The sequence below is a fragment of the Streptomyces sp. MspMP-M5 genome (assembly GCF_000373585.1).
Classification (GTDB): domain Bacteria; phylum Actinomycetota; class Actinomycetes; order Streptomycetales; family Streptomycetaceae; genus Streptomyces.
This window is the reverse complement of record NZ_KB891890.1, coordinates 62,410-89,243: the sequence shown is the minus strand read 5'-3', so window position 1 is coordinate 89,243 and position 26,834 is coordinate 62,410. Positions and strand designations below refer to the sequence as shown.

General features: G+C 68.5%; 27 protein-coding genes and 1 pseudogene. 14 read left to right on the top strand and 14 right to left on the bottom strand.

What is annotated here, in order from left to right; genetic code table 11:
• Position 1: 1 nt before the first annotated feature.
• The 3 genes from B073_RS0117300 to B073_RS0117290 form a co-directional block, all read right to left on the bottom strand.
• Positions 2-430, bottom strand: coding sequence for a VOC family protein (locus tag B073_RS0117300; RefSeq protein WP_026247480.1), 429 nt, complete (start codon positions 428-430; stop codon positions 2-4).
• A 153-nt stretch (positions 431-583) separates the two neighbouring features.
• Positions 584-2,260 carry a caspase family protein gene (locus B073_RS42815; protein WP_026247479.1) on the bottom strand — a complete coding sequence of 559 codons (1,677 nt, stop codon included), beginning with the start codon at positions 2,258-2,260 and terminating at the stop codon, positions 584-586.
• Positions 2,247-2,786 carry an effector-associated constant component EACC1 gene (locus tag B073_RS0117290; RefSeq protein WP_018539344.1) on the bottom strand — a complete coding sequence of 180 codons (540 nt, stop codon included), beginning with the start codon at positions 2,784-2,786 and terminating at the stop codon, positions 2,247-2,249. The genes B073_RS42815 and B073_RS0117290 overlap by 14 nt, the downstream gene beginning before the upstream one ends.
• A gap of 456 nt (positions 2,787-3,242) precedes the next feature.
• On the opposite strand from B073_RS0117290, the gene B073_RS0117285 reads away from it, so the two are divergent.
• The 3 genes from B073_RS0117285 to B073_RS0117275 all read left to right on the top strand — a co-directional run bounded on the left by B073_RS0117285 (position 3,243) and on the right by B073_RS0117275 (position 5,056).
• On the top strand, positions 3,243-3,872 hold the full coding sequence (locus B073_RS0117285; RefSeq protein WP_018539343.1) for a DUF2867 domain-containing protein: 630 nt from the start codon (positions 3,243-3,245) through the stop codon (positions 3,870-3,872).
• Positions 3,873-4,224: 352 nt separating this feature from the next.
• Positions 4,225-4,584, top strand: coding sequence for a PH domain-containing protein (locus B073_RS46435; RefSeq protein WP_018539342.1), 360 nt, complete (start codon positions 4,225-4,227; stop codon positions 4,582-4,584).
• Positions 4,585-4,702: 118 nt separating this feature from the next.
• A complete protein-coding gene (locus tag B073_RS0117275; protein WP_234025108.1) occupies positions 4,703-5,056 on the top strand; it encodes a PH domain-containing protein in 354 nt (117 codons plus the stop codon).
• Positions 5,057-5,059: 3 nt separating this feature from the next.
• Here the strand turns inward: B073_RS0117275 and B073_RS42810 are convergent, their stop codons facing one another.
• Together B073_RS42810 and B073_RS0117265 are read right to left on the bottom strand one after the other, a co-directional pair.
• Entirely contained in the window at positions 5,060-6,115 is a 1,056-nt protein-coding gene (locus B073_RS42810; protein ID WP_158690144.1) for a hybrid sensor histidine kinase/response regulator transcription factor, read from the bottom strand.
• A 327-nt stretch (positions 6,116-6,442) separates the two neighbouring features.
• A complete protein-coding gene (locus tag B073_RS0117265; protein ID WP_018539339.1) occupies positions 6,443-7,033 on the bottom strand; it encodes a TetR/AcrR family transcriptional regulator in 591 nt (196 codons plus the stop codon).
• 98 nt (positions 7,034-7,131) lie between these two features.
• Here B073_RS0117265 and B073_RS0117260 point away from each other — a divergent pair, with 98 nt between their 5' ends.
• The 4 genes from B073_RS0117260 (at position 7,132) to B073_RS0117250 (ending at position 9,873) form a co-directional block, all read left to right on the top strand.
• The gene (locus B073_RS0117260; protein ID WP_026247478.1) at positions 7,132-7,416 is read left to right on the top strand and encodes an antibiotic biosynthesis monooxygenase; all 285 of its coding nucleotides are present in this window, start codon (positions 7,132-7,134) and stop codon (positions 7,414-7,416) included.
• Positions 7,417-7,689: 273 nt separating this feature from the next.
• Complete coding sequence (locus B073_RS46430; RefSeq protein WP_158690143.1) at positions 7,690-8,046, top strand: hypothetical protein; 357 nt, start codon at positions 7,690-7,692, stop codon at positions 8,044-8,046.
• Between the two features lie 367 nt (positions 8,047-8,413).
• Positions 8,414-9,064, top strand: a complete 651-nt coding sequence (locus tag B073_RS0117255) for a methyltransferase domain-containing protein (RefSeq protein ID WP_018539337.1) — start codon at positions 8,414-8,416, stop codon at positions 9,062-9,064.
• Positions 9,061-9,873, top strand: coding sequence for an MBL fold metallo-hydrolase (locus tag B073_RS0117250; RefSeq protein WP_063740884.1), 813 nt, complete (start codon positions 9,061-9,063; stop codon positions 9,871-9,873). The genes B073_RS0117255 and B073_RS0117250 overlap by 4 nt, the downstream gene beginning before the upstream one ends.
• Positions 9,874-9,932: 59 nt before the next feature.
• Here the strand turns inward: B073_RS0117250 and B073_RS0117245 are convergent, their stop codons facing one another.
• Complete coding sequence (locus tag B073_RS0117245) at positions 9,933-10,898, bottom strand: ArsR/SmtB family transcription factor (protein WP_018539335.1); 966 nt, start codon at positions 10,896-10,898, stop codon at positions 9,933-9,935.
• 279 nt (positions 10,899-11,177) lie between these two features.
• Between B073_RS0117245 and B073_RS0117240 the strand changes: the two genes are divergently transcribed.
• Positions 11,178-11,843 carry a nitroreductase gene (locus B073_RS0117240; protein WP_018539334.1) on the top strand — a complete coding sequence of 222 codons (666 nt, stop codon included), beginning with the start codon at positions 11,178-11,180 and terminating at the stop codon, positions 11,841-11,843.
• A gap of 113 nt (positions 11,844-11,956) precedes the next feature.
• Here the strand turns inward: B073_RS0117240 and B073_RS0117235 are convergent, their stop codons facing one another.
• Entirely contained in the window at positions 11,957-12,739 is a 783-nt protein-coding gene (locus B073_RS0117235; RefSeq protein WP_018539333.1) for an ABC transporter permease, read from the bottom strand.
• Positions 12,736-13,416 (bottom strand): ABC transporter ATP-binding protein, encoded by a 681-nt coding sequence (locus B073_RS0117230; protein ID WP_018539332.1) that lies wholly within the window; start codon positions 13,414-13,416, stop codon positions 12,736-12,738. Before B073_RS0117230 ends, B073_RS0117235 begins: the two co-directional genes overlap by 4 nt.
• Before the next feature lie 182 nt (positions 13,417-13,598).
• Between B073_RS0117230 and B073_RS0117225 the strand changes: the two genes are divergently transcribed.
• Both B073_RS0117225 and B073_RS0117220 read left to right on the top strand, forming a co-directional pair.
• Complete coding sequence (locus B073_RS0117225; RefSeq protein ID WP_018539331.1) at positions 13,599-14,459, top strand: haloalkane dehalogenase; 861 nt, start codon at positions 13,599-13,601, stop codon at positions 14,457-14,459.
• A 231-nt stretch (positions 14,460-14,690) separates the two neighbouring features.
• A complete protein-coding gene (locus B073_RS0117220) occupies positions 14,691-15,101 on the top strand; it encodes a hypothetical protein (RefSeq protein WP_018539330.1) in 411 nt (136 codons plus the stop codon).
• Between the two features lie 160 nt (positions 15,102-15,261).
• Here the strand turns inward: B073_RS0117220 and B073_RS0117215 are convergent, their stop codons facing one another.
• The 5 genes from B073_RS0117215 to B073_RS46420 all read right to left on the bottom strand — a co-directional run bounded on the left by B073_RS0117215 (position 15,262) and on the right by B073_RS46420 (position 20,838).
• Entirely contained in the window at positions 15,262-17,334 is a 2,073-nt protein-coding gene (locus tag B073_RS0117215; RefSeq protein WP_106731880.1) for a bifunctional polysaccharide deacetylase/glycosyltransferase family 2 protein, read from the bottom strand.
• Positions 17,335-17,629: 295 nt separating this feature from the next.
• A complete protein-coding gene (locus B073_RS46425) occupies positions 17,630-18,028 on the bottom strand; it encodes a hypothetical protein (protein WP_158690142.1) in 399 nt (132 codons plus the stop codon).
• 347 nt (positions 18,029-18,375) lie between these two features.
• On the bottom strand, positions 18,376-19,254 hold the full coding sequence (locus B073_RS42805) for a chitosanase (RefSeq protein ID WP_158690141.1): 879 nt from the start codon (positions 19,252-19,254) through the stop codon (positions 18,376-18,378).
• A 353-nt stretch (positions 19,255-19,607) separates the two neighbouring features.
• On the bottom strand, positions 19,608-20,144 hold the full coding sequence (locus tag B073_RS0117200) for a hypothetical protein (protein ID WP_026247476.1): 537 nt from the start codon (positions 20,142-20,144) through the stop codon (positions 19,608-19,610).
• 310 nt (positions 20,145-20,454) lie between these two features.
• Positions 20,455-20,838 (bottom strand): hypothetical protein, encoded by a 384-nt coding sequence (locus B073_RS46420; protein ID WP_158690140.1) that lies wholly within the window; start codon positions 20,836-20,838, stop codon positions 20,455-20,457.
• 443 nt (positions 20,839-21,281) lie between these two features.
• Between B073_RS46420 and B073_RS49040 the strand changes: the two genes are divergently transcribed.
• Positions 21,282-21,665, top strand: a complete 384-nt coding sequence (locus tag B073_RS49040; protein WP_199788159.1) for a hypothetical protein — start codon at positions 21,282-21,284, stop codon at positions 21,663-21,665.
• A 72-nt stretch (positions 21,666-21,737) separates the two neighbouring features.
• A pseudogene (locus B073_RS47925) lies at positions 21,738-21,869 on the top strand (DNA-binding response regulator); the annotation flags it as partial.
• Positions 21,870-21,902: 33 nt separating this feature from the next.
• Here the strand turns inward: B073_RS47925 and B073_RS40225 are convergent.
• Positions 21,903-22,967, bottom strand: a complete 1,065-nt coding sequence (locus tag B073_RS40225; protein ID WP_018539324.1) for an NAD(P)/FAD-dependent oxidoreductase — start codon at positions 22,965-22,967, stop codon at positions 21,903-21,905.
• Positions 22,968-23,490: 523 nt separating this feature from the next.
• Between B073_RS40225 and B073_RS0117185 the strand changes: the two genes are divergently transcribed.
• Positions 23,491-24,480 carry a patatin-like phospholipase family protein gene (locus tag B073_RS0117185; protein ID WP_234025106.1) on the top strand — a complete coding sequence of 330 codons (990 nt, stop codon included), beginning with the start codon at positions 23,491-23,493 and terminating at the stop codon, positions 24,478-24,480.
• The gene (locus tag B073_RS0117180) at positions 24,416-26,785 is read left to right on the top strand and encodes a hypothetical protein (RefSeq protein ID WP_026247475.1); all 2,370 of its coding nucleotides are present in this window, start codon (positions 24,416-24,418) and stop codon (positions 26,783-26,785) included. The genes B073_RS0117185 and B073_RS0117180 overlap by 65 nt, the downstream gene beginning before the upstream one ends.
• Positions 26,786-26,834 lie beyond the last annotated feature (49 nt).

Genomic DNA, 26,834 nt, shown 5'->3' with positions numbered 1-26,834 from the left:
CTCAGTCGATACAGAACTCGTTGCCCTCGATGTCCAGCATCGGAATACACGAATCATTGCCGTCGTACAGCGTTCGCACGTGTACTGCGCCGAGCGGGACCAGTCGTGCGCATTCGGCCTCCAGCGCGGCGAGGCGTTCTTCACCCACGAGTCCGGTGCCGACCCGCACATCGAGATGTACCCGGTTCTTGGCGGCCTTCCCTTCGGGGACGCGCTGGAAGTACAGCCGCGGGCCCACGCCTGAGGGGTCCATGCAGGCGAACCATGCATCCCGCTGCTCAGGTGGCTGCGAACGCTTGAAAGCATCCCACGTGGCAAACCCCTCCGGTGGCGGCGGTACGACGTACCCCAACACCTCGCACCAGAAACGAGCAAGGCGCTCAGGTTCTGCGCAGTCAAAGGTGACTTGGAACTTCTTGATCGCTGACATCGGCGCACCGTACCAAGGGGACTTGGGACTCTGCCGCTCATATTTCCCCAGGGAATCCGGCCACATCCCGTCGGACCCTGGACCACCTTGGACATCAAGTGATCAACTGTCGTCCGGAGCAGTTGGGCAGGCCGGGATCACGCATCACGCCGGTCAGGCGAGAGCGATGAGTCTGCCCGAGGATATGGCAAGGAAGCCCAACAAGCCCCAAACCAGGGACACGGCGGCGACAGCGCCGAGGGCATTACCTGGCGTGCGGTTCGAGAGAGCATGCATGAACAGTGCAATGCCGACGAGTTCGGATCCGTACCAGGCGAGGTAGCTCCAGCCCCAGCCGGCGGCCGGGATGTCGATGTACTGCTCGCTGTTTCCGTTGACGGCGACCTCTGCGATCTGTCCGCGCCAGATTTTGACGTCCGCCGGCGCACCGCCGAGTGCTGCCTTGTAAGCCTTGTATCGCACGGGCTGCGTCTCCGTCTTGCCGGAGGCCCGCCTGACCGTCAAGTCGTAGATGTCGTTCTCGCTGACCATTCGGGTGTCGACGACCTGGTCCACTTCGCGGGTGACGCAATCCGGGTGGGTTTGGCGGGCTTGCGCACAGATCGGCGCTTGGCGGTAGTCGGCCAGTTCTCGGTAATAGCTTGAGGACAAGGAGATACCGACGATGCATGCCGTCAGACCGAGAGTCCCAAGGCCCCACCGGGCCACTGACGATGTTCGCGTGGAGAGTTCGGTATGGAGGAGGACTCCTGATGACCGGCTCCGACGTGCCCTCGACCTTCCACGGGTATCCGGAAAGAGGCGGCGGGGCCCGCTCCGCGTGACGCCGCCTGTACCTGCCGCTTGCTCCCGCGTCAGGAGAGGCGGCTCGGCATCATTGCCTGTCGCACCCTGGTTTGATGGTGGAGGTTGGTGAACCACCATGCCAGGAGCCCGGTCCGCGATGCTCTGTTCAGCCTCGTATACCAGCAGGTTGCGTCCCGACGACCCGGCGGTGGGCAGGGATTCAGCACCGTTCACAGGATGGCGCACCGCGGCGCGGTTGTGTAGACAGATCTTGCGAGCAACCCGATTCTGCGCGAACTGCTGCGGGTGCGGACTGCCGCGTTCCAGCATGCGGCGGCGAATCTTCTCCCAAGCATGCTCCAGACTGAACGTCGACCCCGCTCCGGCGATGCCGTCGTGCAAAACCCTGATCAGTTCTCCCGTGAACTCCGGGTAGTCCGCCCCGGGGAGCACAAAGGATTCCTCGGTTGCCGATGCCGACGTCAGGACACAGTCCCCGTAGTCGTCTTCGTCGTCGGCCTGGGCCAGTTGCCACTCCAGGGCGTCCAATTCCCCCAGGGCGTCCGCGAGTTCGTCACGTGTCGGAGCTGTGGCGGTGGACATTGCGCCCGCGAGGCCGCTGTAGCAGCAATCCAGTACCATCACGCGGTACCGCGCCCTGTGGCCTGCCTCCCGCACGACGTCGCGCAGGTGTCCGTAGTCCAGCGTGCCGACTTGTGGGTGATCCGCGTCTGCTTTCGCCAGTGCCAGGTGCAGCCGGTGGCTGCGGTCAGGCCGGCCGTGCCCGGCGAAGTACACCAGCAGCGTGTCACGGGCCTTCTTGGCCGCGTCGCGCACTGCGGCCTGTACCTCTTCCGCGGAGTGCTCGGCTCCGAGCACCTGAACGTGCTCGGCCGGGAGGCCCCAGACGGACGGGTCACGAAGGAGATCAGCCAGCCGCCGTGCGCCGGCCGACGCTTCAGGCATCGGTCTCAACGCCCGGTGGGTGTAGGCATCGATCCCGATCAGGACCGCACGACTCCGGGCGGGGTCAGGAACCGTCATCGCCCTCGTCCTCCGCAGACGTACCCTCGGCGGATGCAGGCGGGAGAGGCGATTCCGTCCCAAGCTGCGGCTCGGAATCGGGCTCGGAATCGGCCTCAGATTCGGATTCGGATTCGGACGCGGCGAGGGCACGTGCGATGCGTACCGCGTCCTGCTCGGTGCCGTCCTCCACGACCAATCGCACACCGCCGATCTCGATCACCATCCGCGCCCCCGGCCGCAGGCGCGGCGGCAGCGACGCACGGAAGGACCTGTGCGCCCGGAGCAACGACAAGATGCTGAACCCGGAGGAGACCGCCAAGCTGATCCATTCCACGAGGTCACCGGACATCGAGCCGTCGGTCGTGTCCGGCCGGACGCGTTGTATCTCCGTATGCAGGCCCACGTTGCGATCCTGAACCAGCCAGTCCGCGAAGTCGGCAGTCAGACGGGCACCCTCAGCCCGCGACCCACTGCCATCGCCCGCCCCGTCACTGTCGATCCGTACCCGCAAAGCAACCCCCTGGCAGCCGGTCGGCGGGCGCATGACTGGCTTGATAGCGCCCCGTTGTACCACCCGGATTCGTCGCCATCACAGTAGGGCCGCATCGCCATCCACGTCCTTATAATGCGGAAACCCGTTGCGAACGCCTGCCTCGACCCCTTTCCGCATATATGCCTTCTGGCGGGGTGCCGGAGGGGCCGTGGCTGGATCGTCGAGCTGCACGACCGGCAGCAAACGCCGGTCAGGCCGTCCTCGCCCTTCATCTGACCAGCTCAGACTGAGGACGGAAAACGCTCAGTGTCTGCGCCGGCGTCTCGACCCGGACGGCTTCGGGCCCGCCCGCGGCAAGTGCCTGGCAAGCCTTCCCCGATCCACTTGCCGCATGGCGTGCGGGTGGCGCCGATGGTGTGTGGCTCCTCACGTCCCTGCCGAGTATACGAGGGCGTATAGATGACCTATGTTCAATGTATACGCCGCCGTATAGATAGGGGCCTGCTCATGCGACTTCCCCGAACAGCCCACACCGACCGCCCCTGGCGGATCCACGAGATCACCGACGACTTCACGGTCGAGGACGTGTGGGCACTTCCCACCCCCGGCGGACCTGATGACCTTGTGTGGCTGGTGCGCCAGACTGCCGAGGGGATCAGGAGCGGGGTGAACGGAGAAGGTCCCGTCTCCCGTGTGCTCTTCGCCATCCGCTGGAAGCTGGGAGCACTGCTCGGCTGGGACAAGTCGGGTACCGGCATCGGTGCCCGACTGCCTTCCCTACGTGACCGGTTGCCGGCGGACCTTCGCGAGAGACCCCAGGGCCCCGATCTCGGCTCGTCGCCGTTCACCTCCCTCTATCAGAGGGACGACGAATGGGCCGCCGAGATGGGCAACAAGACTGTGCACGCGGTGATGCACATCGGCTGGGTTCCGGACGGCTCCGGCGGCTACCGCGGCCAGATGGCCGTCCTGGTGAAGCCGAACGGGCTGTTCGGCGCCCTCTACATGGCTGCCATCAAGCCCTTCCGGTACATCGGGGTGTACCCGGCGCTGATGCGCTCCATCGGCCGCCAGTGGCAGGCGAACGCCGCCAGACGGAGCGCGCTGCCGACGGGAGATCCCAGAACCCGAGACTGATCCAGGCAGGCCACGGCGTATCGCGCCGTGCTCGTCGCCATCGACGGCCCGTTGCGCGGCCTTCGCCACGGGCGTCCGGTGGGCCTCCATGCCGATTGCCTCGATGACGACGTCCGCACCGCGCCCGTCGAACCGTCCCCCGCCGCCGGGACCAGACGCGCGTGCCGAGGACCTGACGGGGCGGGCCGGGACATCTGTCCCTGAAGACCGGGGACGGGCTGCTCTGGGAGCCGCCGCTGGCGGTGGTCGTTTTCCTCGGCAGAAACTCCCCTCAACTGTGGGGCCCGCTCGGCCTGGTGGCCGCAGCCGGTGTCGGGTTGGCCCGCTGGCTCACCACGGCCTATCGCGGCTGATGGGCGATCAGATCCTGCCCCGGTGCGGCCTGGTGCGACGCGAGCCGATGGCCGTTCCACTCGACCGGGTCCGCTCCGTGGGCGCCGTCTCGGGGCCGTATCAGCGGATCCTCGGCCTGCAGCGGTTGGTCGTCGACACCGGCCGGTCCGGCCGACACCGCGACGTGCTGGTCCTGGACTCGCTCGACGCGACGGTAGCCGAGCGGTTGCGGGACGAGCTGCTGCACTGGGTGCCAAGTAGCCTGCCGCTCCACGTAGTTCACCGACCTCCGCTACAAGACGGGGCGATGGCGGATGTCGGGGAGATCAGTGTGTTCGGGCCGGGGTGGATCCGTTTGGGCGCCGTCACCACGGCCTGACCACCGCACGCTCGGTCACCCTGGAGGAACCGCCGCAGCGGCCGTCGTCGTCCTTGTCTGGACGGTGACCTCGTGGCCCGACGGGCCCTGGTGGACGGATCTGCCCCGCTGGAGCCGGGTGGCTGTGCTGGCCCTGCCGCCGGTGGCTGAGCTGCTGGCCCGGGACCGCTATCGCAGCCTCGGGAACGCGCTGCGTGAGGGCCAACTGGCCATCGGCCGGGGCTCGTTGGTACACCGCCGCCAGGTGACGCGCGAGGACGCGGTGATCGGCTGGACCTTCCACGCCTCCTTCTTCCAGCGGCGGGCCGGTCTGACCACGCTCACCGCCGCGACCGCGGCCGGGCGGCAGTACTGCAACCTCCCGGACCTCCCGGACCTCCCGGTAGCAGCGGCCGTCACTCTGGCGGACGCGGCAAGATCGGGGTGGCTGGAACCGTTCCTGGTGCCCGGCTTCCCGGCGCACCGACGGTAGCCGTCACAACCAGCCGCGTTCGCGCGCATGGTGCGCCGCCTCGAAGCGGTTGGCGCAGCCGGTCTTGCTGATGGCGGCGGACAGGTAGTTGCGCACCGTCTTCTCGGCCAGGTGCACGCGCGCGGCCACGGCCGCGATCGGCGATCCGTCGAGTACTGTGGCGAGGACCTCCCGCTCCCGGGGGGGGATGAGCTCGACCTCCTCGGGCAGCTCCGCCGGGTCGGCGTCGAAGTCGAGTGTCACCCCCGCGTCTGCGAGGGTCGGCCGCGCCTCCTCGACCACGGCGGGCAGGCTGAGCCGCCGGTAGCCGGTGACGGCCTCGCGCACGCGCTCCAGCGCCTGCCGGCCCAGGTCCTCGATCTTCTGCAGCTCTGCCTCCACGTCGGTCTCCCTGGCCCGGTGCAACCGGCGGGTCACCTCGGTGTGCAGGATCAGCTGCAGCAGGCTGTGGCCCAGCATGTCGTGCACGTCGCGGGCGAACCGCAGCCGCTCCTCCGCCACTGCGGAACGGGCCAACTCGCGGCGCGTGCTTCGCAGTTCGGCGTTCAGGTCGAGGATGCGCCGATACGTCGCCATGGCCATCCCGACCGCGGCGGTCAGCACCACGGTGGGGACGGCCCCGGCGTGGTCGGCCCGCTCGGCCACCCCGTACGCCAGGCCGACCGTGCCCGCCAGCGTCGGCACGCACAGTCGCGGCGGCACCGCGACCGCCGCACTCGCCGCCAGGTACAGCAGCAGAAGGGTCCACTCCCGGCCCAGCCACAGCGGCAGTACCGTGGACGCCGCCGCGAGCGGCACCAACAGCCCCGAACGGAATCCCGCTCCCAGCCGGGCTGTCTGGCACGACCACGCGATGGCCACCTGGGCCGCCCCGAACAGCACCGGCGCGGCCCCGCCTGCGAGCACCAGACCCGACCGGCCGTCGGCCCCGGACAGTGCCGGCACCAGCCCGAGCAACGGCAGCAGCCCGACCGTGGCGCCGACCAGCGACGCCCTGGAGGCCACCGCCTCCCCGACCAGTCCCGTCCTGCCCGCCCGAAGAGCGAACGCCCTGCTCATGCCCCCCTCGTCTCGCTTGAACATCCGGCGTGACACTAACCCGCCCGGATCGTGTCCTCAGCGGGCGCCCTCGCTGCAACACGGTCACACCATGCCTGTGAAGGTGCACTTTTTTCGTTGCCGCGCGGTGCCGCAGTTCGTCTTCGAAGACCTTGGTTGATGCACAGTCAGTAGTCAGGGACTGGCATCGTCGGCACGACGACACCGTGGTGGTTCTCGGTGACGGCGTCCATACGAAGCGGTTCTGATCCACTCTCTTCGTCGCGCGATGACGGCCAGTCACGGTCGCCCCAGGCCACTCAGCGACCACCACCAACCCGCCATACTTCAGGGGCCGTGATGGCCGTGATGGCCGTGATGGCCGCGTGGGCGATCGAGGAGAATGTCGGTGGCGCGGTCCATGATGTCGGCGCGGCTGCGGCTTCCGTGGTCGGCGGCGAGGAAGTGGTTGCCGATGCACAGGCAGAAAGCGAGCAGGCTGCGGGCCTCGATCTCGTCGGGGTCGGAGCAGAAGGTGCCGATGAGCTCGCGCAGCAGGTCCATACGGCGGTTGTCGACGCGGCGCAGGCGTGCGGCGACCCGTGCGTCGCGACGCGCCCAGTCCCGCACGGCGAGGTCGATCGGCAGCAGGCGGTCGCTGGAGAGGGTGAGCCGCCCGGCCAGGCGGATCTTTGTCCGGGCGTCGCCGTCGGCGCGTTCGACGTGGTCGAGGACCTCGTCGATGCTTTCGCGTTCCCAGGCATCCAGCATCGCCTCCAGTAGCGCGTCGCGGTCGGCGAAGTAGCCGTAGAACCCTCCTTTGGTGACGCCGAGCGCCTTGGCCAGCGACTCGATGCGTACCGCGTCCACGCCGCCGGCCGCGAGCGCCCTCAGCCCCTCCTCGATCCACTTGTCACGTGGTGTGCGGGTGGCGCCCATGATGTGCTTCCTCTCACCTGCCGTGATCTATACGCCACCGTACATACGGGGCTAGCCTCGTTCTATACGCCATCGTATATGCGAGAGGGGGCGACGGCATGACCGTCGGTTTCGTTGCATTCCACTACCCGCGACCTGAGTACTTTGAGGAGTTCATCGGCCGCGTGCGCACGGCTTGTGAGTTCGTGCGCTCCAGGCCGGCCTGCCTGGCGACCGAATGCTGGGTCACGGCCGACGGCGGAGCGATCGTGACAACCGGCCGATTCGAGTCCGAGGAGACCCTGAAGGCGGCGTTCGCCGCCGCCAGCGATTCGGGCGTGATCACCGAATGCGACGAACGCGAACACCGGCCACGCGAGTTCTTCACGCTGCTTCCCAAGTAGCGGGGACTCGGGGTCGTCGGCGCGGCACTGCAGGCCGAGGCCGGCTCCCCGAGCAGCGGGCGCATCTACTCGACGAGCAGCACCTCGCTGACGGACCGTCCGCCGACCCTCATCAGCTCGGGACATCCAGGAACAGAACAAGGGGCGGGGTCTGCGGCACGCGAGGGATCGCCTCCTATCCAGAGGACGCGATTCGACGCCTCTAATTAGGTGATTTGATCAAGGAACCGGCGGCTGCCCACCCTCAACTGGGGAACTGTGGTCTCGGCTCAAGTGGAAAACAGCAAAGGACTGCTCGTGCATCGCATCGTCATCGCTGTTCTCGGGTCCACCGCGCTTCTGGGCACCTTTGCCGTTCCAGCAGAGGCTGCCCCCGCCAAGCAGATCGTCAAGCAAGAATTCGCAGTCAAGTCAGGGCCCTGGGGGGCATACGGAGAGGGCACCGCACGTTGCCCCGCGGACTCTGCAGTCGTCGGCGGCGGATTCGACTCAGGGCGCTTGCGGTTGTTCGCACGGGCCAGCCACCCGACGGACGACGGCAAGGGCTGGACCGTGCGCGTTTCCGATGGTGGCGGGTGGCCCTACCCAGTAGGCACGGCCACGGTCTATGCCGTGTGCGAGTTCGACTGACAGCAGCACCCTGTCTGCTGGCGGCCATACGGACGTGGGTGCCTCTATATCCATCAACTGGGGCCCGTGACACCTCCGTTCGCCGGAGGGCAGGCATCTCTCGCTTGGTGCGCTGGCACTCCCCTGTGCCTGGCGGCTGCCGCTGTCCTACCTCGCTGCGTGGGCCACGACGCTTTTCGGCCTACACCGAATCTTTGGCCCGCCCCGCAGACGTTCTGTTGTGATCTGAGGCATGAAGAACTTCTCTGGTGCTGCCGGCGGGACGTCGGCCATATATGACCGTATCGGCAGCGGGTATCGGCACGTCCGCCGCCCCGACCCGCGGCTGGCGGAATTGATCCGTCGGGCCTTGGGAGGTGCACGCACGGTGGTCAACGTGGGTGCGGGGGCGGGTTCCTACGAGCCGACGGACGCGGAGGTCACCGCGGTGGACCCGTCCCAGGTCATGCTCGGCCAGCATCCGGGGCCGAGGAAGGTGCTGGCCGTGGCCGAACAACTGCCGTTCGAGGACGACGACTTCGATGCGGCCATGGCGGTCATGACGGTGCACCACTGGAACGATCTGCGCGGTGGGCTGCGTGAGCTGCGTCGCGTGTCCCGTCGCCAGACCGTCTTCACCTGGGATCCGGAGCATCAGCCGGAACTGTGGCTGATCGACGAGTACCTGCCCGAGATCCGGGACCTTGAGCACGCGCGTTTCACGCCCCTGTCCGACGTCGTCGAAGCGCTCGGTGCGCACACCGTGCTTCCCTTTCCCATCCCGCACGACTTCACGGACGGATTCCAGATCGCCTACTGGCGACGCCCCGAGCGCTATCTCGATGCCGCCGTACGACAGGCGAGCTCCACCTTCGCCCAGCTTCCGTCCTCCGTTGTGGAACCGGCGATGGCAAGACTGCGCGCCGACCTTCGGTCCGGTGCCTGGCAGCGCCGGCACGCCGACCTGCTGGAGAAGGAGCACATGGACTACGGCTACCGACTTGTCGTCGCAGGTGAAGCGGAGCCGTGCGCGGCATGACCAGCACGAGGGACGCACGCTCCGCGCAACCGGCGGTCGAGGTCCGACCGAACACGGGTCCCTGGTACCAGCTGCACGAAGTGGATGACGGAGTCGTGCGGATCACCGAACCGCATGTCGCCAAGCTGGTGAAGGCCAACCTGTGGTGGCTGCGCGGCACGGACCGCGACATCGTCGTGGACGCCGGTCTGGGCGTGGCCGCACTGCGCCGGGAGATCCCCCTGCTGTTCGAGCGGGATCCGCTGGTGATCCTCACCCACGCCCACCTGGACCACGCGGGTGGAGCCCAGGAGTTCCGCGAACGGGCGGCGCACGAGGCTGCGGCCGAGGTCCTGGCGAAGGGCATGCCGGCGAGTCTGTACGGAGCCGAGCTCCACGCGAAGCTCGGCATCGAGGCCGCACGAGAGGCCGTGCCGGATCTGCTGATCGACGCGCTGCCGCATGCCGCTTACGATCCGAGGACCTACCAGCTGGGCCCGATGACGGTCACCCACCCGCTCCGGGACGGAGACACCATCGACGTGGGAGGTCGGACGCTGACGGTCCGCCACCTTCCCGGCCACACACCCGGATGCATCGCGCTGCACGAGCAACGCACCGGCGCGTTGTACTCCGGCGACGTCGTCTACAACGGCCACCTCATCGACGACCTCCCCGAATCGGACCCGTCCGACTACCGGCGCAGCCTGCAACACCTCGCTGACCTTGACGTATCCGTCGTCCACCCAGGGCACGGCCGCAGCTTCGGCCCTCGTCGACTTCGTGAGCTGACGCAGTGCTACCTGCTTGGTTCCGAGGCGATTCGGTAGGTGGGTGGGTACGTAGGTAGGTACGGCTGTGGCAGTCCGGCACCCCGGTCCGGACGGTTTCAGACCGCCAGTTGGTCGCCGAGTGGACTGCGCAGGTACAGGACGAGATGTCCGTGCCGGGCCCGGGTGACCAGTCGTGCACGGTGCAGGACGCCGAGGTGCTGGCTCACGGTGCTGGGACTGAGGCCCAGCCGGCGGGCCAGGTCCGTGGTACTGGCGGGCTCCGCGAGAAGGGTCAGGAGGTGGGCACGGGTGCTGCCGAGGAGGTCGGCAAGGGCCTTCGGCAAGGGGGCCGTGCCCGTGTGCCAGACCGCGCCGCGGCCGCGGGCCGGGTAGCCGATCCTGGGCGGTGGGACGGGGTTGACGAGAGTATTGGCATGGTCACAGAACAGGGACGGGGTGAACGTCACGCCGCGGCCGTCCACCGCCAGTTCACGGTGTTCGTCGCGGAGAGCGTCCACGGTGAGGGCGCCGGCCTGCCAGCGCAGCCCCGGGTCGATACCGGTGAACAGTGCCGCGGCCCCCGCGTCGGCCAGCTGTTGGGCCCGGTGCAGGACGTCGGCACGCAGGACGGCCTGCATGCGCGGCCAGTGCGGCGCGATCACAAGTGCCCAGTAGGCATGCAGAGCGTCGGCGATGCGCATGAGCAGGCCCACAGGGTCTCCGTACGCCTGCTGAAGCTCGGGGCGCAACTCCGCACCGCTGGCGGCCTGAACGAGCTCGGTTCGCACGCGCTCGGCCGGTGTTGCCCGGAGCGCGGCGAACTCGTCGTCGATGTCAGGGGAGGGACCGGCGGGGTGCGGGGTCAGGAAGTCGGGGATGCGCCGACGCGGGCCGACCAGCGATTGCAGCAGGGGCCAGTTGAGTTGCCGAAGCAGCGGGGCGGACTGGCGCAGGAACGGCTGGTGCTCGGCGTGCCGGGCCGGGTTGTGCCACGCCCACAGGCTCAGAGTGGTCTCCTGCAAAGGGGAACACGCGAACCGGACGGAGGCGAGGTCGTCCAAGTCGAGCCGTAGCAGCAACATTCGGCCCAGATTAAAACTCTCGGACGCCTGGCGGTCAGGCGGGTGGGATCCCCGTCATGGTCACTTCTCCGGTCGGGAGAATCTCGGCGACGGCGACGCACCCGTGTTCTGTCACGCCCGCCGCACCCGCGTCGGAGTGCTGAGATCACCCCTGCGACTGAGCTGCACGGCTGCCGCACATCGAAGCCGATCCGGATCACCTTGTTCTGGGTGCTGAGGACGGTAGAGACAGTAGAGACGGTAGAGAGGTGTCTGTCGTTCAGTGAGAGGCGAGAAGGCATGGATGTGTACGAAGCCGTGGACAGTCGCCGGGCCGTACGGGCGTTCAGCGATGAGCCGGTGTCCAAAGAGATACTGGAACGAGCGCTGGCTGCGGCAACGCGGGCTCCGTCGAGCGGCAACCTCCAACCGTGGCACGTGTATGTCGTGACGGGTGCGCCCTTGGCCGAACTGAAGAAGCGCGCGACGGCCAGGGCACTGGCGGGAGACCCGGGTGATGAGCGGGAGTATCCGATGTACCCGGCCGAACTGACCTCGCCCTATCTGGACCGTTTTTCCGCCGCGGCCGCCCAGCGGTACCGAGCGCTGGGAATCGAGCGCGACGACCCCGACAGACCCAAGAAGATCGCCGCGTTGAACTCGGAGGCGTTCGGGGCTCCGGTCGTCCTGTTCTGCTACCTCGACCGGACGATGGGGCCCGGACAGTGGGGAGATGCGGGGATGTACCTGCAGACGGTCATGCTGTTGCTGAGGGCGGAAGGGTTGCACACCTGCCCCCAGGTGATGTGGACGATGTACCGCAAGACCGTCAGCGAGACAGTCGGAGCCGAGGACGGGCTCGTACTGTTCTGCGGTGTCGCCGTGGGATTCGAGAAGGAAGGCGCACCACAACTGCGCACCGGGCGGGCGGACTTGGCGGAAACAGTGAGTTTCATCGGCTTGTGACCGCCAGGGCGTCAAGATCCGCAGGACTGATCTTGGAACCGGCCGCCCGCTGCGACAGTCTTCGTGATCCTCAACGGGATGGTCGGCGGACGACACGTCGCAAAGCCCGGCTGCTAGGAGGCGCCGAACGTTCGTATGTCGCGCAGCCGGTGGGCTTCGTCGAAGAGGGCGCGTTCGGCCAGGCGGGCTGAGGTGAGGGAGGCGAGGGCGGCCGCCGCGAGCAGCATGTACATCACGACGATCTGGTAGCGGATGGCGGTGAAGGGGTCGACGCCGGCGAGGATGAGGCCGGTCATCGCGCCGGGCAGGCTGATCAGGCCGACGGTCTTGGTGGAGTCGATGGCGGGGATGAGTGCGGTGCGCAAGGTGGTGTGCAGGTAGGGGGCGAAGGCTTCGGTGGCCGGCAGTCCGAGAGCGAGGCGCGCCTCGATGGCGGGCCGTGCGGTACGGGCTTCGTCCCGCAGGCGGATCAGGACCAGGGCGGTGGCCTGCATGGCGCCGGAGACGACCATGCCTCCGACGGGGATCACCACTCGGGCTTGGGCGGCGATGACGCCGAGGGCGAGCAGGGCGCCGAGCGTCGCCGCGGTTCCGGCAGTGATCGCGGCCGTGGCGATGGGCAGTGCGCGGGGCAGGCCGCGGGCGCGGCGGGCGGCGACCTGGCCGGCGACGAGCACCATCAGGGCGAGCCAGCAGCTCGCCCCGGCCAGGCCGGTATGTTGGAAGACCAGCAGCAGTACCGCTCCGACGGCGGCCAGTTGGGCCCCGGCGCGGGCCGCGGCGATGGCGATGTCGCGGGCCAGGCGCAGCCGCCCGTGCCATGCCACGGCCACAGCCAGCAGGACCAGTGCGCCGGAAGCGGCGACCCCCGCCCAGGTGGGGACGGCGGGATTCATGAGTCCCCCTTGAGGTAGTCGATGTCCGCCGCGGGGCCGCAGGCCACCAGCTTCCCTGCCCGCAGGACGAGGGCCCGGTCGGCGATCCGGCGGGCCTGCGCGGTGTTGTGACTGGCCAGGATGACGGTCAGCCCGGTGGAGACCAGGTGGTGCACCGTTGCTTCGACTGCTCTGGCGCTGGCGGCGTCCAGCGCGGAGGTGGGTTCGTCCAGCAGCAGCACCTCGGGGCCGACCGCGAGGGCCCGGGCCAGGCAGAGGCGTTGGGCCTCGCCGCCGGACAGTCCGGCCGTCCGGCGGGCGAGCATGGTGATGGGCAGGCCGACCTGTTCCAGCAGTGTCTGTGCCTGGTCGTCGGTCAGTCCGGGCCGGCCGACGCGTAGTTCGTCCGGGACGTGGTCGGTGAGCAGGACCGGCTGCTGTCCGACCAGCCCGACCCGGCGGCGCAGGGCGAGGACGTCCCCGTCCGGCAGCGGGCGGCCGTGGAGGCGGATCCGGCCGGCGGTGGGTTCCTCCAGCCGGTTGAGCAGGCGCAGCAGAGTGGATTTGCCCGCGCCGGACGGTCCCATCAGCGCGGTGCACGCCCCGGCGGGGATCTGGCAGGTCACCTCGTCGAGCAGCACGGCGTGGCCGCGCCGCACGGTCACTCGATCCAACGCGAACAGCTCGTTCGGGGCCATCGTTGCCTTCCACCTCCAGCTGGTAGAGCCACCCGGTAGACCCGAGAGCGGATCCGGGAAGTCGTACGGCAACGGCCGCGGACCGATCTGGTCGGGGATCGAGGTGAAGCCGGCCATTTCGGCGGAGGCTACTGCGCCCTCGGATACTACACATGTAGTCTCTGGTTCAGAGGGAGGGCCCGATGCTGATCGACTTCGTTCCCGACAGGGGTTTGTACCCCTTCGAGTCGCACTGGTTCGACTCGTCCGTCGGCCGGGTTCACTACATCGACGAGGGCTCCGGGCCGCCGCTCCTGTTCTGTCATGGCGCTCCGACGTGGAGCTTCCTCTACCGTCACATCGTGAGGGGCCTGCGCGACCGGTACCGGTGTGTCGCCATCGACCACCTGGGTTTTGGATTGTCCGAACGCCCTGCGGGCTTCGGCTACACCATCGCCGAACACACCGCGGTCCTCGGCGAGTTGATCGACCACCTGCAGCTCGACGGCTTCGTCCTGATGGGACAGGACTGGGGCGGCCCCATCGGCCTGGGCGCGGTCACCACGCGCGCGGACCGGGTGAGGGGGATCGTGCTGGGCAACACCTCGTTCTGGCCGACCGAGGCGATGGCCAATCGGGCGTTCAGCGTGATCATGAGCAGTCGTCCGATGCAACGGCGGATACTCGAACGGAATTTCCTCGTCGAGCGCGTTCTGCTCGCAGAGCTGGGCCGTAAGCTCAATGCGGCCGAGGCCGAGCACTATCGCGCGGTGCAACCCACCGCGGAAGCCCGGCGCGGACTCGCCATGATGCCCAAAGAAATTCGTGCCGCACGGCCCCTACTGGACCAACTCGCCCGAGACGTGCCCGTCCTGCTCGGCGACAAACCGGCGCTGCTGGTGTGGGGGATGCGAGACATGGTGTTCCGTCCGAACGCCTGCATCCCGCGCATGCGTTCCGCCTTCGCCGATCTCGAGGTGGTCGAGCTGCCACGCGCGCGTCACTTCATTCAGGAACACGCACCGGACGCAATCACGGAGGCGATCGCGAAGCGGTTCCCGTAGGGACCACCGGCCGGAAGGCTTTGACAGGTCTGGTCACGTAGGGGCGCCTCCGGCGGGAGGGATGGCCCCTCACTCACCGAGACGGTCAGTCACGAAGCGTTCTCGCTGCTCGCAGCACCCAGGGTCACCCATATGGAGTAGTCGCCATGCGGGGCGCGCGACCCGTGCATCTCCTGGTTAGTGGCAGTGGCACATGCTGCTTGGTGTATGCACTCGCGGGAGGAGAGGAATATGGCTACCCACGTGGCCGCCAAGACCATCCAAATCCCCACAGCGGGAATGAAGGTGGCCGAGTTCGACTGGACAGCAGATTCAGGCAGTTACTCGGAGGCAAGCATCACAAAGAAGGTCACATTCCCGAACAAAATCCTCACCCGAGACGAGAAGCGGCAAGTCCAGACCGCGATCCAAGCCTTCGAGATCGAGGCACGGCACAACAACGGGAAGTCCGAATATGCCTTCGGGGCGGCAAAGGTGGACGCTAAAGTCACAGACGTCGAGGACGGCAAGACGGTAACGGTCAAGATCACCGCACAACTTCGCCCCAAGAACCCGGATCCCGATGGGAGGACCTTCCAGTTTCGGGTCAAGGGCCGCGTTCTCGTTACCGCTCTCCTGGACACCACGTTCGCGGTGCCCTGAGCCCTCTCCCAGCCGTGTCGATGTAGTCGGCGCGGAACTTCTCGCTCCGGCCCTCGCGGAAGCCCGCGCACTGGGAGGCGACCCCGGCCAGTGCGGCTGACGCTGACGGTGCTCAACGGTGGGGCCCCAGGACATGGGCGAATTCCAGGGGCCCCTGCCGTCAGCCCCGCGCCTCCGTTGCCGGTGACAGGGGTGGCTCCTGGTGGGAGCCGTAGCGCTCCATGCGCTGCCAGCGCAGGCGGCTGCCGGACAGGGCCGTGGCTACCGACTGGACCACCACGAGGTACATCAACTGGCGGTAGACGAGCTGCTGGAACGGCAGGCTCCACAGCGGTGCGAGCCGTTCGCCGTCGAGGCGGAAGGCATAGGCCCCGGTGACGACCTGGATGAGCAGGAACGAGCACCACAGCAGCAGTACGTGGACGGGGTCGAGGAAGATCAGCCCGTACACGCTGAGCACGTCGACCAAGGGCGCGAACAGCGGCAGCAGCACCTGGAAGAGCAGCAGGAAGAGCAGCCCGCGACGGCCGAACGTGCCGGCTGCGCCGCTCTGCCGGACGGCGCCGCGGTGCTTCCACATCGCCTGCAGGGTCCCGTAGCACCAGCGGTACCGCTGCCGCCACAGCGCACCGAGGGAAGCGGGAGCCTCGGTCCAGGCGATGGCCTTCTCCTCGTAGACCACGCGCCAGCCGTTGCGCCAGATCGCCATGGTGAGGTCGGTGTCCTCGGCGAGGGTCGCCTCGGAGACACCACCGACGCGCACCAGCGCGGCCCGGCGCCAGGCACCGATCGCGCCCGGCACGGTGGGCATGCACCGGGCCAGGTCGAAGAGCCGCCGGTCGAGGTTGAAGCCGACGACGTACTCGATGTGCTGCCAACGTCCCAGCAGACCACCCCGGTTGACGACCTTGGCGTTGCCGGAGACCGCTCCGATCCCCGGGTCGGAGAACGGCTGCACCAGATGCCGGACCGCGTCCGGCTCGAAGACCGTGTCGCCGTCCATCATCACCACGATCTCGTACGAAGCGGCGGCGATCCCCGTGTTGAGCGCGGCGGGCTTGCCCGCGTTCCGCTGGCGGATCACCCGCACGCCCGGCAGGCCGAGTGCCTCGACGATGTCGGCGGTGCCGTCGGTGGAGCCGTCGTCCACGACGATGATCTCGACCGGGTGGTCGGAGGCGACCAGGGACCGGACGGTCGCCTCGATACCGGCCGACTCGTTGTACGCCGGGACGATCACCGACACCGGTTCGGTGACCGGCGCTCCCCACGCCTTGCGGGCATGTCGCCGGTGCCTGGCCGCGGCGACCATGGAGATCACCGCGCGCACGATGCCCAGCAGTCCGGCGACGAGCAGCAGCGCGTCGAGTCCGTTGAGACCCCAGAGCGCCCCCTTGAGCAGCCACAGCAGCCCGATGCCGAGCAGGTTCTCGCCGGTGTCGGCCGGGCGGTTGGCGTCGGCGAGGTGGAATGCCTGGCTGACCGTCTGGAAGCGGTAGCCGCGTGCCTGGAGGCGCGGGATCAGGGTGTCCAGCGCGGCCACGGTCTGTGCGCGGTCACCGCCGGCGTCGTGGAAGAGGATCACCTGGCCGGTGGACCCGGGAGGGGTGGCGTTGCGGACGATCTTCTGCACGCCCGGCTTCTGCCAGTCCTCGCTGTCCTGGGTGACGAGCACGGTCAGATAGCCCAGCTTGCCGAGCTGTCGCATCGTGGCCCAGTCGGCGTTGCCCACCGCGTCGGCGCCGGACGAGTACGGCGGGCGGAAGAGGTTGCTGGTGACGCCCGCGGCGCCGGCCACCGCGAGCTGGTCCTCCCGCATCTCCATCGTGCGCTGCCAGCTGGGCAGGCTGGGCAGATAGGGGTGGGTGAAGCTGTGCAGGCCGAGTTCGTCGTGGTCCTTCGCCATCCGCGCGGCAAGCTCGGGGTGGGTGGCCACGCCGGTGCCCACGAGGAAGAAGGTCGCGGGCACGTGGTGCCGTTCCAGCGTCGCCAGGACCTTGGGGGTCCAGGTCGGGTCCGGGCCGTCGTCGAAGGTGAGCACCACGGTGTGCGACGGTGGGGAGAGCGAGACCGGTTTGGATCCGCTTGCCGAGATCACCGGGCCGCCGTTCTCGACCGAGGGCGGCACCTGGTTGACCGGCCCCTGCGGGGGGTTCCCGCCATCGTCCTGGAAGCCGAACATGTGCTGCGTGTAACCCTCGATGAGCAGTGTGAGGGTGAGGGTCAGCACCATGGTCACCAGCAGCACCCAGTGGGTGCGCACCGGCGTTTCGCGGGCGGTACGGCCACGCTGTGGAGAAGGGCTCACATCGGTGATTTCTGAATGAGTGACGACGAGTGATGATGAGTGAGATGGGTGAGTTGAGTGATGACGAGTGATGACGATCAGTGGCGAGTTCTGGAACGGAGCGGCTTGTCTGGCGAAATGCCGAGGTAGGGCTGCGCGGCGCGGCAAGGAGTCGGTGGGCACAGCGGGCGCGGCCCAGAAGCCCTGGGGCCCATAGATTCCTGACGGATCGCCAGGCGGGTCAGAGCATGCCGTGGGTGGGCAGGGGGGACGGCGTCGCGGTCGGGGTCTGCTTCGGATGCGGGGACGGCTTGTGGCTCGGGGACGGCTTGTGGCCCTCGGACGGCTTCGGGTGCGGGGACGGTTTCGCGGTCGGGGACGGTTTCGCCGTCGAGGGCGACTTCGCCTTGGTGGACGCGTGGTTGACGGCCCTCGGCACGATCGTCGTCCGGCCTGGGCTCCGATGCCGCTGGGCGGTGGCTGCGGCCGTCGGGGTCGTCCGGGGCCGGGGCGTCTTGTGCGCGGCGACGGCGCCCCCGCGCGGCTTCGGCCGCAGGGGGTGCGGCAGCAGCGCCGGCAGGGTCGGACCGCCCAGGAGCGTGCTGACGAGCAGGACGACGTAGGCCACTGCCGGCGTCACCAACGCGGCCACCAGGAGGCGCAGCCGCCTGCGGCGGCCTCCCGATGCGTCGACGAAGATGGGTTTGGGAGTAGGGCGCCGGATCGGTCTGGCACCCAGACGCAGTGTGTCACCGGTGGGCTCGGCTGGGGGGCCAGCCACAGTAGGCCCCTGTGAGGGAGTATCGGGAGACGTGGACGCGTCGGGCATCACTTCGTCTCCGGCGGGCGCCTGGCCCTCCGGAATGGTCTGCACAAGATCCGGACACTAGTGGCTGAGAATGTGCGGGCGGTACAGGAGTCGTTAAGCGCGCGGAAAAAGCCAGCAAAGCTGATGCCTGGGCGAGGCGGTGGGTGGCGCGGTGGGTGTCAGTCCTGCGGCCTGCTGATGGTCCTTTTGAAGTCGGCGCCCACGGTCAGCGGGGCCTTCAGGTCCCACTCGCCGCGGTCCGCGAGCTCCTGCAGAGCCTGCGACCGGTCGACCGCCTGCGGCCAGTCGTTCCCGCGGCCGGGAGTGCAGGGGCGCTTCATGTGCTTCTGGCGGACGGTGTTGAACCGGGCCAGCCACTTCGCCTCGTCCACCCCGGAGGCCGGGTTGCCCCCGAGCGACTTGTCGGTCTCGTGGGCGATCTTCACCATGCCGTCGCAGTCGTCGGAACCCTGGCCCATCATCAGGGCGGTGTCGAAGAGGTTTTCCAGACCCAGTTCGCTCTGCACGCCCTCCTGCGCGCTCAGCTTCCTGGCCGGGGTGAGGTACGTGTCGTGTCCCGCCTGGATCTGCAGCCTCCGGAAGGCCGGGTCCAGCGCGGCCTTCTTCCAGTCGCGCACGAACGCCTCGCCCAGCGCGCCGGTGTCCTCGCTTCCCGAGTCGGCCAGTCGCTGAAGGACGGTGGTGTACTTGGCGAGCACGTTGTGGGGTGCGGCGGCGTTGTACGACTTGACCAGCCTGAGCATGTCGCCGCTCTGGCTGCAGAACCCGATCCACCCCGCCGTGTAGCCACAGCCGTCGTGCAGATCGGTGATGTACGCGTACTGCGGAACGGTGGCACCGTTCTCGAACACCGCGGTGATGTCATCCATCATCAGGGTCGCCGCCGAACCCGCCGCGGGCGTCGCCGGAGCACCGGCCGTACGACTGGCTTGGTCGGCCTTGTCGGCTTTGTCGGCCGTACCGGACGTGCAGCCGCCCACGGTGAGCACCGCACCGAGCACGACGAGCACGGTGCGACGTATTCTGGTCAACTCCACGAACCGCTCCGCCTGTTCCTTGCTGACTTCGCCAGCTCGCTGAAGCGCTCCTGCTCACGGAGGAACCACGAGCAGCAGGCTTGATCAAGTACCGCTTGCCTTTTCTTGCCCTGGGGCTTGCCGGAGACCTTAGCGTGCCTGGTTGACGCTGGTCGGGGCGGTGGGCGCGGGCACCGGAGAGGTCGACGGCGGTCGACGGCGGCTGCTGTCGGGCGGAGTCGGACGACCGAAGGGGCGGCCGAGGGGGCGGCCCCGCGGATCCGTCCTCTCCTCCTACGAAGGCCACCGGAGTCGAGTGGGTGCTGTTCACCTGACGGCCGTCGCGCGCCGCTCGTCCCCTGGGGAACCGCACGTCAGCCTTCGCCCGCACTGGACAGAGCGTCGGTGATCAGGCGCGTGGCGAAGTCGCGGTCTTCGGTGAGTCGGTTGATGTGCTCCGCGAGCAGGAAGGCGGTGGCTTCCAGGGGATTCATCTCGTCCTTGGTCCAGTATCCGTACTGCTTGCGCCACAGATTGGGGCTCAGTCCGGTACCTGCGGCGACGAGCAGGCCGGCCATGGTGGGGATGACCTCGGGGCGGACGCTCTTGGGCATCATGCGCATCGTGGCCACGAGATTGGGCACCACGTACTCGATGACGTCCTTGCCGTGATCCTCGTAGGCCATCCGCAGCCACTGCATGAACATGTAGATGAGCGTGCACGCGCCGTCCAGCACGTCATCGGCTTCGCCGGGGCCCAAGGACCTGGCGAACTGGGCAGTCAGCGCCTGTTGTTCGGCGTCAGTCTGGGTCTTGTCGTCGTAGATCGCCTTGAGTCGAGAGTCGATCATCATGAGCGCTGCACCCACGTCGCCTGCGGGAGCGTACTGGGGATCGCAGGGCGATGACACAGGATTCCTCCTCAACTGCCGTGGATAGCGCGGCATTTCTGTACTGTAGTCCCCGCCGGTAAAGCAAATCTTTGTGGCGTCCTTGTCCGGGTGGGAGCAGGGACACGGCGCGGGCCGATGCGGCTCGTCGCCCCCGGACGGTCACGGAAGCCCAGTTCGGCCCTGTCGAGGAGAGTCGAGGAAATCCGCGACCGTCATCGGTGTCCGCATGCTCTCTCCTGCACCCCGAGCGACGGCCTTGTCCGGTTCGGGCCGCTGGGCCGTGTCCGCTAGCCCAGTCGACCGGCGAAGGCCGACCCCGCCCATGGCGTCACTTCACTTCGACCTTGACCTTGGCCTTCCAGGGCGTGACCACTAGAGGACAGTAATGTCCCCGGTCGGCGTGGCAGCGTCGTTGCGCGGTGATGGTGGCGGTGCCGCCATGTTCCGCGTGGAAGACCGCTGTTGCGCTGCCGCTCGGTGTCGTACCCCCAGAGACCCGTTCGAGAACAGTGGGTTCGCTGGACGTCGGGCGGCTCCACGAGTACGTGAGGCCGTTTGCGCGGTTGCCGGTGAGCCGGACTTCGATGTCGTCACCCGAGGTCACGGTCACGGCCCGGCCGCCGTCCGAATTCGTGAGCACAATGCGCCGGGCCGACCGGGCCCGGTCGGATGCCTGGCCGTGCGCAACCGCCGGTGCCGCGGCAGCGGCCATGACAGTGACCAGGGTCAGCGCCGTCCCCCATGCCGCGGCAGAACACTTCATTCCCACCGTGATTCCTTTCCCTTGATCCCGCCGGGGCGGACGTCACCGACGGCAACAGCAGACCAACCCTCCCGGTCAGCTCGACATGACAGCGAAGAGTCGGGTTCAAACCACCCGACCGAGGGTTGTGGCGCCTGGCCCATTGACGCATTGACCCATCGGGCATGCGCCAGGGACGCGGGTGGAGATCATCTCGAAGAAGATCCGGGTGACGCCGGTTGCGGCATTCGGCTCGGGCCGGGGCCGGCCGCCGGTGATGCGGCCCCGGGGAGGATGCCGACATTCTGGTGGTCGGGCAGGTCGGGTCGGGCAGGTCGAACAGGCGACGGTCGGCCGGCCGTCGCGACGAGCGGCGGGTACGGTACCCGGCCGCGGCTGCCTACCGTGACCGCGTGACTCGTGTGGAACGTACAGACCGTGTGGCGTCGGCTCGCCGTGCGCTGACGGCATGGCTGCGCTCGGCGCCCCGGCTGCTGACCGGTCAGGTCAGGGCACTGTTCGCCCCAGGGATGTGGACTCCTGGGCGCGTCGTGGGCGAATCGCTGCTGAGCGTGGTGCTCGGGCTGCTGGCGGCGGCGGCCGGGGCCCTGGAGGGCGACGGCACCGTACGGATCGCCGGGGTGGCCCTGGGGGACTCGTTCCTGGCCGACGGTCTGGACAAGGGCGCGCCGCCCCTGCCGAAGGGGGCGACCTGCCTCACCTTGATGTCCACCGAGACCGGCAGCACCTGGTACAAGGACCCGGTTTTCCGGTTCTCTTCACGGACGGCAAGCTGATCGAGAAGAAGTCCTTCGAGGTCAGGAGCTGACGGAGACCGGGCTGCGCGGAGTCCGGGCGGCTGGCTCGGCGCGGGCTTCCTGCTCACGGACTCGGCACCGGCGGAACTCATCCGCGCGGTGCGTGCCGCGGCCGCCGGCCACGCATACCTCTCGCCGGGCGCCACCCGTCACGTCGTGGACTCGCCGGAGTCCGGCCGGACCGGCCCAGCGGGCCACGGTGCGGACGGCCGACTCTCAGTGGGTGTGCCGGCTTTCTCCCATGAGGGAGGCGGCCTCGCCGGTCTGCCGCAAGGAAGCCGAGGAGTACGAGGAGACCGAGGAAACGGCGTCCGCCGTGCGTCGGTCCTCGACGGCCCGCTCGATCTCCTCCTGCACCAGGTCGTGGTTGATGGCGATCGCGGCCGCCGATCCCATCCCGGCTGCGGTCACCACCTGGGCCCGGGGATCGGCGACATTGCCCACCGCCCACACCCCGAACTCGCTGGTCCGCCCCGAACGATCAGTGATCACCCACCCTCCCCCACGGTCCCTCTCGCACCCCAGCCCGGTCAGCAGGGCGTCGTGGGGCACCATGCGCGGGAAGACGAACACCGCGCTGCGGGGCACCACTTGGCCCTCGGCCAGCTCGACCCCGCGCAACCGGTCGCCGTCCACCACCAGCTGCTTGATCACCCCCTCGGCGACACGGATTCCGCGGGCGGCCAGCCGCTCGCGCTCCTCCTCCCCCACCTCAAGGGTGTGCGGGAAGAACACCACGTCGGCCGACCACTGCCGCAGCAGCAGCGCATGCTCCACCGCACCCGGGTGGGTGCCCAGCACCCCGATCGGCTGGTCGCGGACCTCGTAGCCGTGGCAGTACGGACAGTGCAGCACATCCCTGCCCCACCGCTCGCGCACCCCGGGAATCCCGGGCAGCTCGTCCCGCAGCCCGGTGGCCACCACCACCCGGCGGGCCCGCAGCACCGGGCCACCGGCCAGTCGCACGAAGTAGCCGGGGTCGATCTGCTCCACCCGGGCCTCGATCAACGGCACGCCGTACGCGGCCAACTCGGCCCGGCCCACCGCCAGCAGGGCCGCGGGGGACATCCCGTCCCGGGACAGAAAGCCCTGCATGTGCGCTGCCGGGGCGTTGCGCGGTTCCCCGGCATCCACCACCGCCACCCGGCGGCAGGCCCGGGCCAGCACCAGGGCCGCATTCAGCCCCGCCGCCCCGGCGCCGACCACCACCACGTCATACACCGCATCACCGGCCGCGTCGTTCACCGCGTTGTTGTTCGTTGCGTCGCTCATGTCGTGCATGGCAATCACCTCCGCCCTCAGGCTGCGACCACCACCCAGCAGCGGCAACATTTGTTGCCATTTTCGGGACGAGTGTGACGCGAGGCATGATGCGATACCGCCCTGTGCCTGATCCTGGCCGACTACGACCTGGCCATGGGCTTGGGCAAGGCCGTCGAGGTCGGCACCCGGCAGGCAGATGCGGATATGCGCCGGACCGAAGCCGATGTCATGCGAGCCAGGGCGGGCTTGCCTCCGCAGAAATTCCGCCGAACTGAGACGATCCGGCACGCGAACCCGGTCCCGCAGAGTGCGCCAATCTCAGCGACGCCCAGGGCTTCCCGGAGTTACCTCGCGTCTGGCAGGGTGATACCCGGCGTGTGGTGACAGGAGATCAGGGGCCTGATCCTGCGGGGGTGCCATGCAGGCCGGTGATGCCAAGAGCGGGCTTGAATACTGGGATGCGGCGCATCCTGTATTAGCGATTTTGCGTGCCCGACGGGACTCCGGGAGCTTACCGGGGCAGCGCAACGACGGGGCGACCGTGGCCCTTGCCGTAGAGGGCGGCGGCATGCGGGGGGTGATCTCCGCGGCGATGCTGTCCCAGCTCGAGGACTACGGCTTCAAGAACGCCTTCGACGTGGTGTACGGCTGCTCCGCCGGCGGCATCAACGGGGCCTACTTTCTCGCCGGGGAGACCTGGTACCCACTGTCGATCTACTACGACGACCTGACGACCAAACAGTTCGTGGACTTCTCCCGAGTGCTGCGCCGGCGCCCGATCCTGGACCTGGGGTACTCCTTCGACCGCGTCATGGAGCGGGTCAAGCCCCTCGACTACGAGGCGGTTCTCGGGTCGGCAATACCGCTGGCCGTCCCGGTCACCGATGTCGATGCCCTGCGGACCGTCGTACTGCGGGACTTCGACTCCCGCCAGGACCTGAAGGCCGCGCTGCGCGCCTCTGCCTGGCTACCCATCGCCCTGCCCGGAACGGTCCCGACTCCCGACGGGCGGCGTGCGGTCGACGGCGGAGTGCTCACCGCCCTGCCGTTCCGGCTGGCGGTCGACGACGGCTGCACCCACATCCTCTCCCTCAGTACGCGCCCGATGCGGTCGGCGGACAGCGGGCTCTCCCTGCTGCACCGCTTCACCTCTCTCCACCTCGAGCGGATGCGCACCGGTCTCGGCAGCGGCTACCTGGCGGCGATCCGTCAGAAGCACCGCGACCAGGACTGGCTGCGCCGGATGCGTACGTCCCCCGCGTCCGGTGCCCCGTACGTCCTCGATCTGGCCCCACTGCCCTGGATGCCCGAGCTCAAGCGACACGAGCTGGACCAGCGCCGGCTCCTCGACAGCGCTCGGCTGGCGTACGGAATCGCCTTCTGCGCCACCGAGGGCAGACCGACCGAGCTGATCCGCCGGGGAAGCATCCGTGCCATGCCGAGACTGATGGTGGTGGACACCGCGAATGGAGAACCGAGGCGCGACGCCGGACCTGCTCCTCGCGGCACTGGGCGAACTGAGAGGGTATAGCGACCGGCACCTGGCGGAGCTACGGGAGCTGCTGGAGCTGACCGCCGACGCCGGACCGGAGACCGCCCGTCAACGGACCCGCCGCCTCACGTCATGGCGGCGCTTGTTGCAGGACATACCGCCGGACGAACGGACCTTCGACAGCCGGTTCGGACTCGCAGGCCGACAGGCCACGATCTCCCGCCTTACCGACTGGTGCCTGGGATACCGCGCACAGAGCGAACGGCGCCGGGCGAGCCTGGCCGCGCTGTTCGGGTTCGTCAGCCTTTACCTGCTGACCCTGCTCGGTCTCGCCGAATCCGAGGCACAGCGCTCGCTCCCGCAGCCCTCGCCCGACCCCGGCCCCGATGGCCGGGCAGTGACCCATGACTGTGGCGCCGTCTGCGGCGTACTCGTCACGGAGGACGCTGTCGCGGAGGTCATCGCTGATATCTACCACCCGCAGCCGCGGCCCGGCCGGCGTCGCGCGGACGCGGCAGTGGAGCCCGCCGAGCGCGAATGGCGGGCGGTGCAGGGCAACTTGCGGTTCCACCGGCACGGCAGCACTTCGATAATCCTGCGCGGCAGCAACGCGAACACCGTGCACGGCACCCGCCCGGAGTTCGCCCTCAAGCTGATCCTGTACCCGTTCACCAGGATCAGGACCCTCGCCCACGCCACGCGCGACTACGCCGAGACGTACGGCACCGCCGCCACCGGTTCCCGGCATCTGGTACGCATCTGGGCCAGCTTCGACAGCTGGATCCTGATGGACTTCATCGCAGGCAGGACGCTCGCGGAACTCGTCCGCGGGGAGTGGGAGCCGGAGGCTGTCGGCGCGGGCGCACCCTCCCTCCGGCTCGAACGGCTCAGGGAAAAGGGCGTGCTGCTCTTCGAGGCGCTGGAGGACCTGCAGCGCCTCGCTCGGGACGCCCCCATAAACGGCCGGATCAAGGGCGTACACGCCGACCTCTCGCCGTCCAACATCATCGTGTCCGACGCCGACGGGACCTTCAGACTCATCGACCTCGGACGCAACTACCTCTACACCCACACCATCACCGGAACATCGGGCGCCGAGTCCTCCTACATCGCCCCGGAGGTCAAGGCCGGCGACAGCGAGATCGCCCGGGCCGACCTCTACTCGCTCGGCCGCCTGCTGATCCTCTTCGGCACCGGACGGGCGGGCACCGACGGTGTGGTCCCGGACATCTTCTATATGCGCGCCGTGCAGCTGGCGCGCTTCATCGAGGATCTGATCGACGCCGATCCGGCGCGCCGACTGCTCCTCTTCGGCGCCGGTACGGAACATGCCTTCTCCTTCGGCGAGTTGAAGAGCGGGTTTCTGGCGGAGCTGGAGACGGTGCAGGCTGCCGAGCAGGGCAAGTCCGAGCTGCGGGTCGAGACAGGCTGGCGGGCGTTGCGCGAGCTGCTGCGTCCGCTGGCCGGGGATCCAGGCCGGGAGTGGCGGCTGTGGCGGATGCACCGGCAGCAGAGCGGCCGCCCGGAGGGGTACCGCAGGCCCTTCACCAACTGGCTGCTCGCCTGGTCGCTGGTGTCGGCGCTGATCTGGGCGACGACGAACTCCACCGTCATCACCTGGCTGCTGCGGGACTTGGACCTCGACTGGGGCAACAAGCTGGTGGAGCTGGTGCAGCACCTCGACGGCGGTTCCAAGGGCTTCCCGATCGTCGACTCGTTGCGGCACAGCGACTACCGGCTGCCGGACTGGCGGGCCAACCTCCCGGCCCGGATGGTCGGGCTCTCCTACGCCATCGCGGCGCCGAAGTACTACCAGACGCTGTTCTCCGGCCTCACGCCGCTCGCCATCGGGTGGCGGGCCGGCTCGCTGAGCCGGCTGGCCCTGGTGACCGAGGTGATCATCCGGATCATGGCCGTCGTGCCCTGCCTGCTCGTACTGGCGATCACCCTGGTCGAACCCCGCTGGTGGCCGCTCAACTCCGCGATCGGGCAGTTGCTGACCTGGCTCGCGAACTTCCTGACCCTGGCCTACGTCCGCGCGGTCATCGCGCGTTCCCGGCAGCTCGGTCTCAGTACGCTCCCCAGCGACGACGGCAAGATCACCGGGCTCTCCGCGCTCTCCCAGTGGGTACCGACCTCGCTCTTCTACGCCACGGCCGTGCTGACCATCGGCACCTGCCTCTACGTGCAGATTCTTCACGACGTCTACGTGTACGCGCTCGCTGTCACCTCGACCAACATCTTCCTCTTCTACGTCATCAAGTGCGGCATCGGCGGCCCGACGGTCCGGGTGGCGATGGTCCGTACCTGCCTGGCCGCGGAACGTGTGGCCCGATGCGGGTAGGACCCACGACCGCGGAGCAGGGGAGCCGGCCCGCCCTGGATCGCTTCAC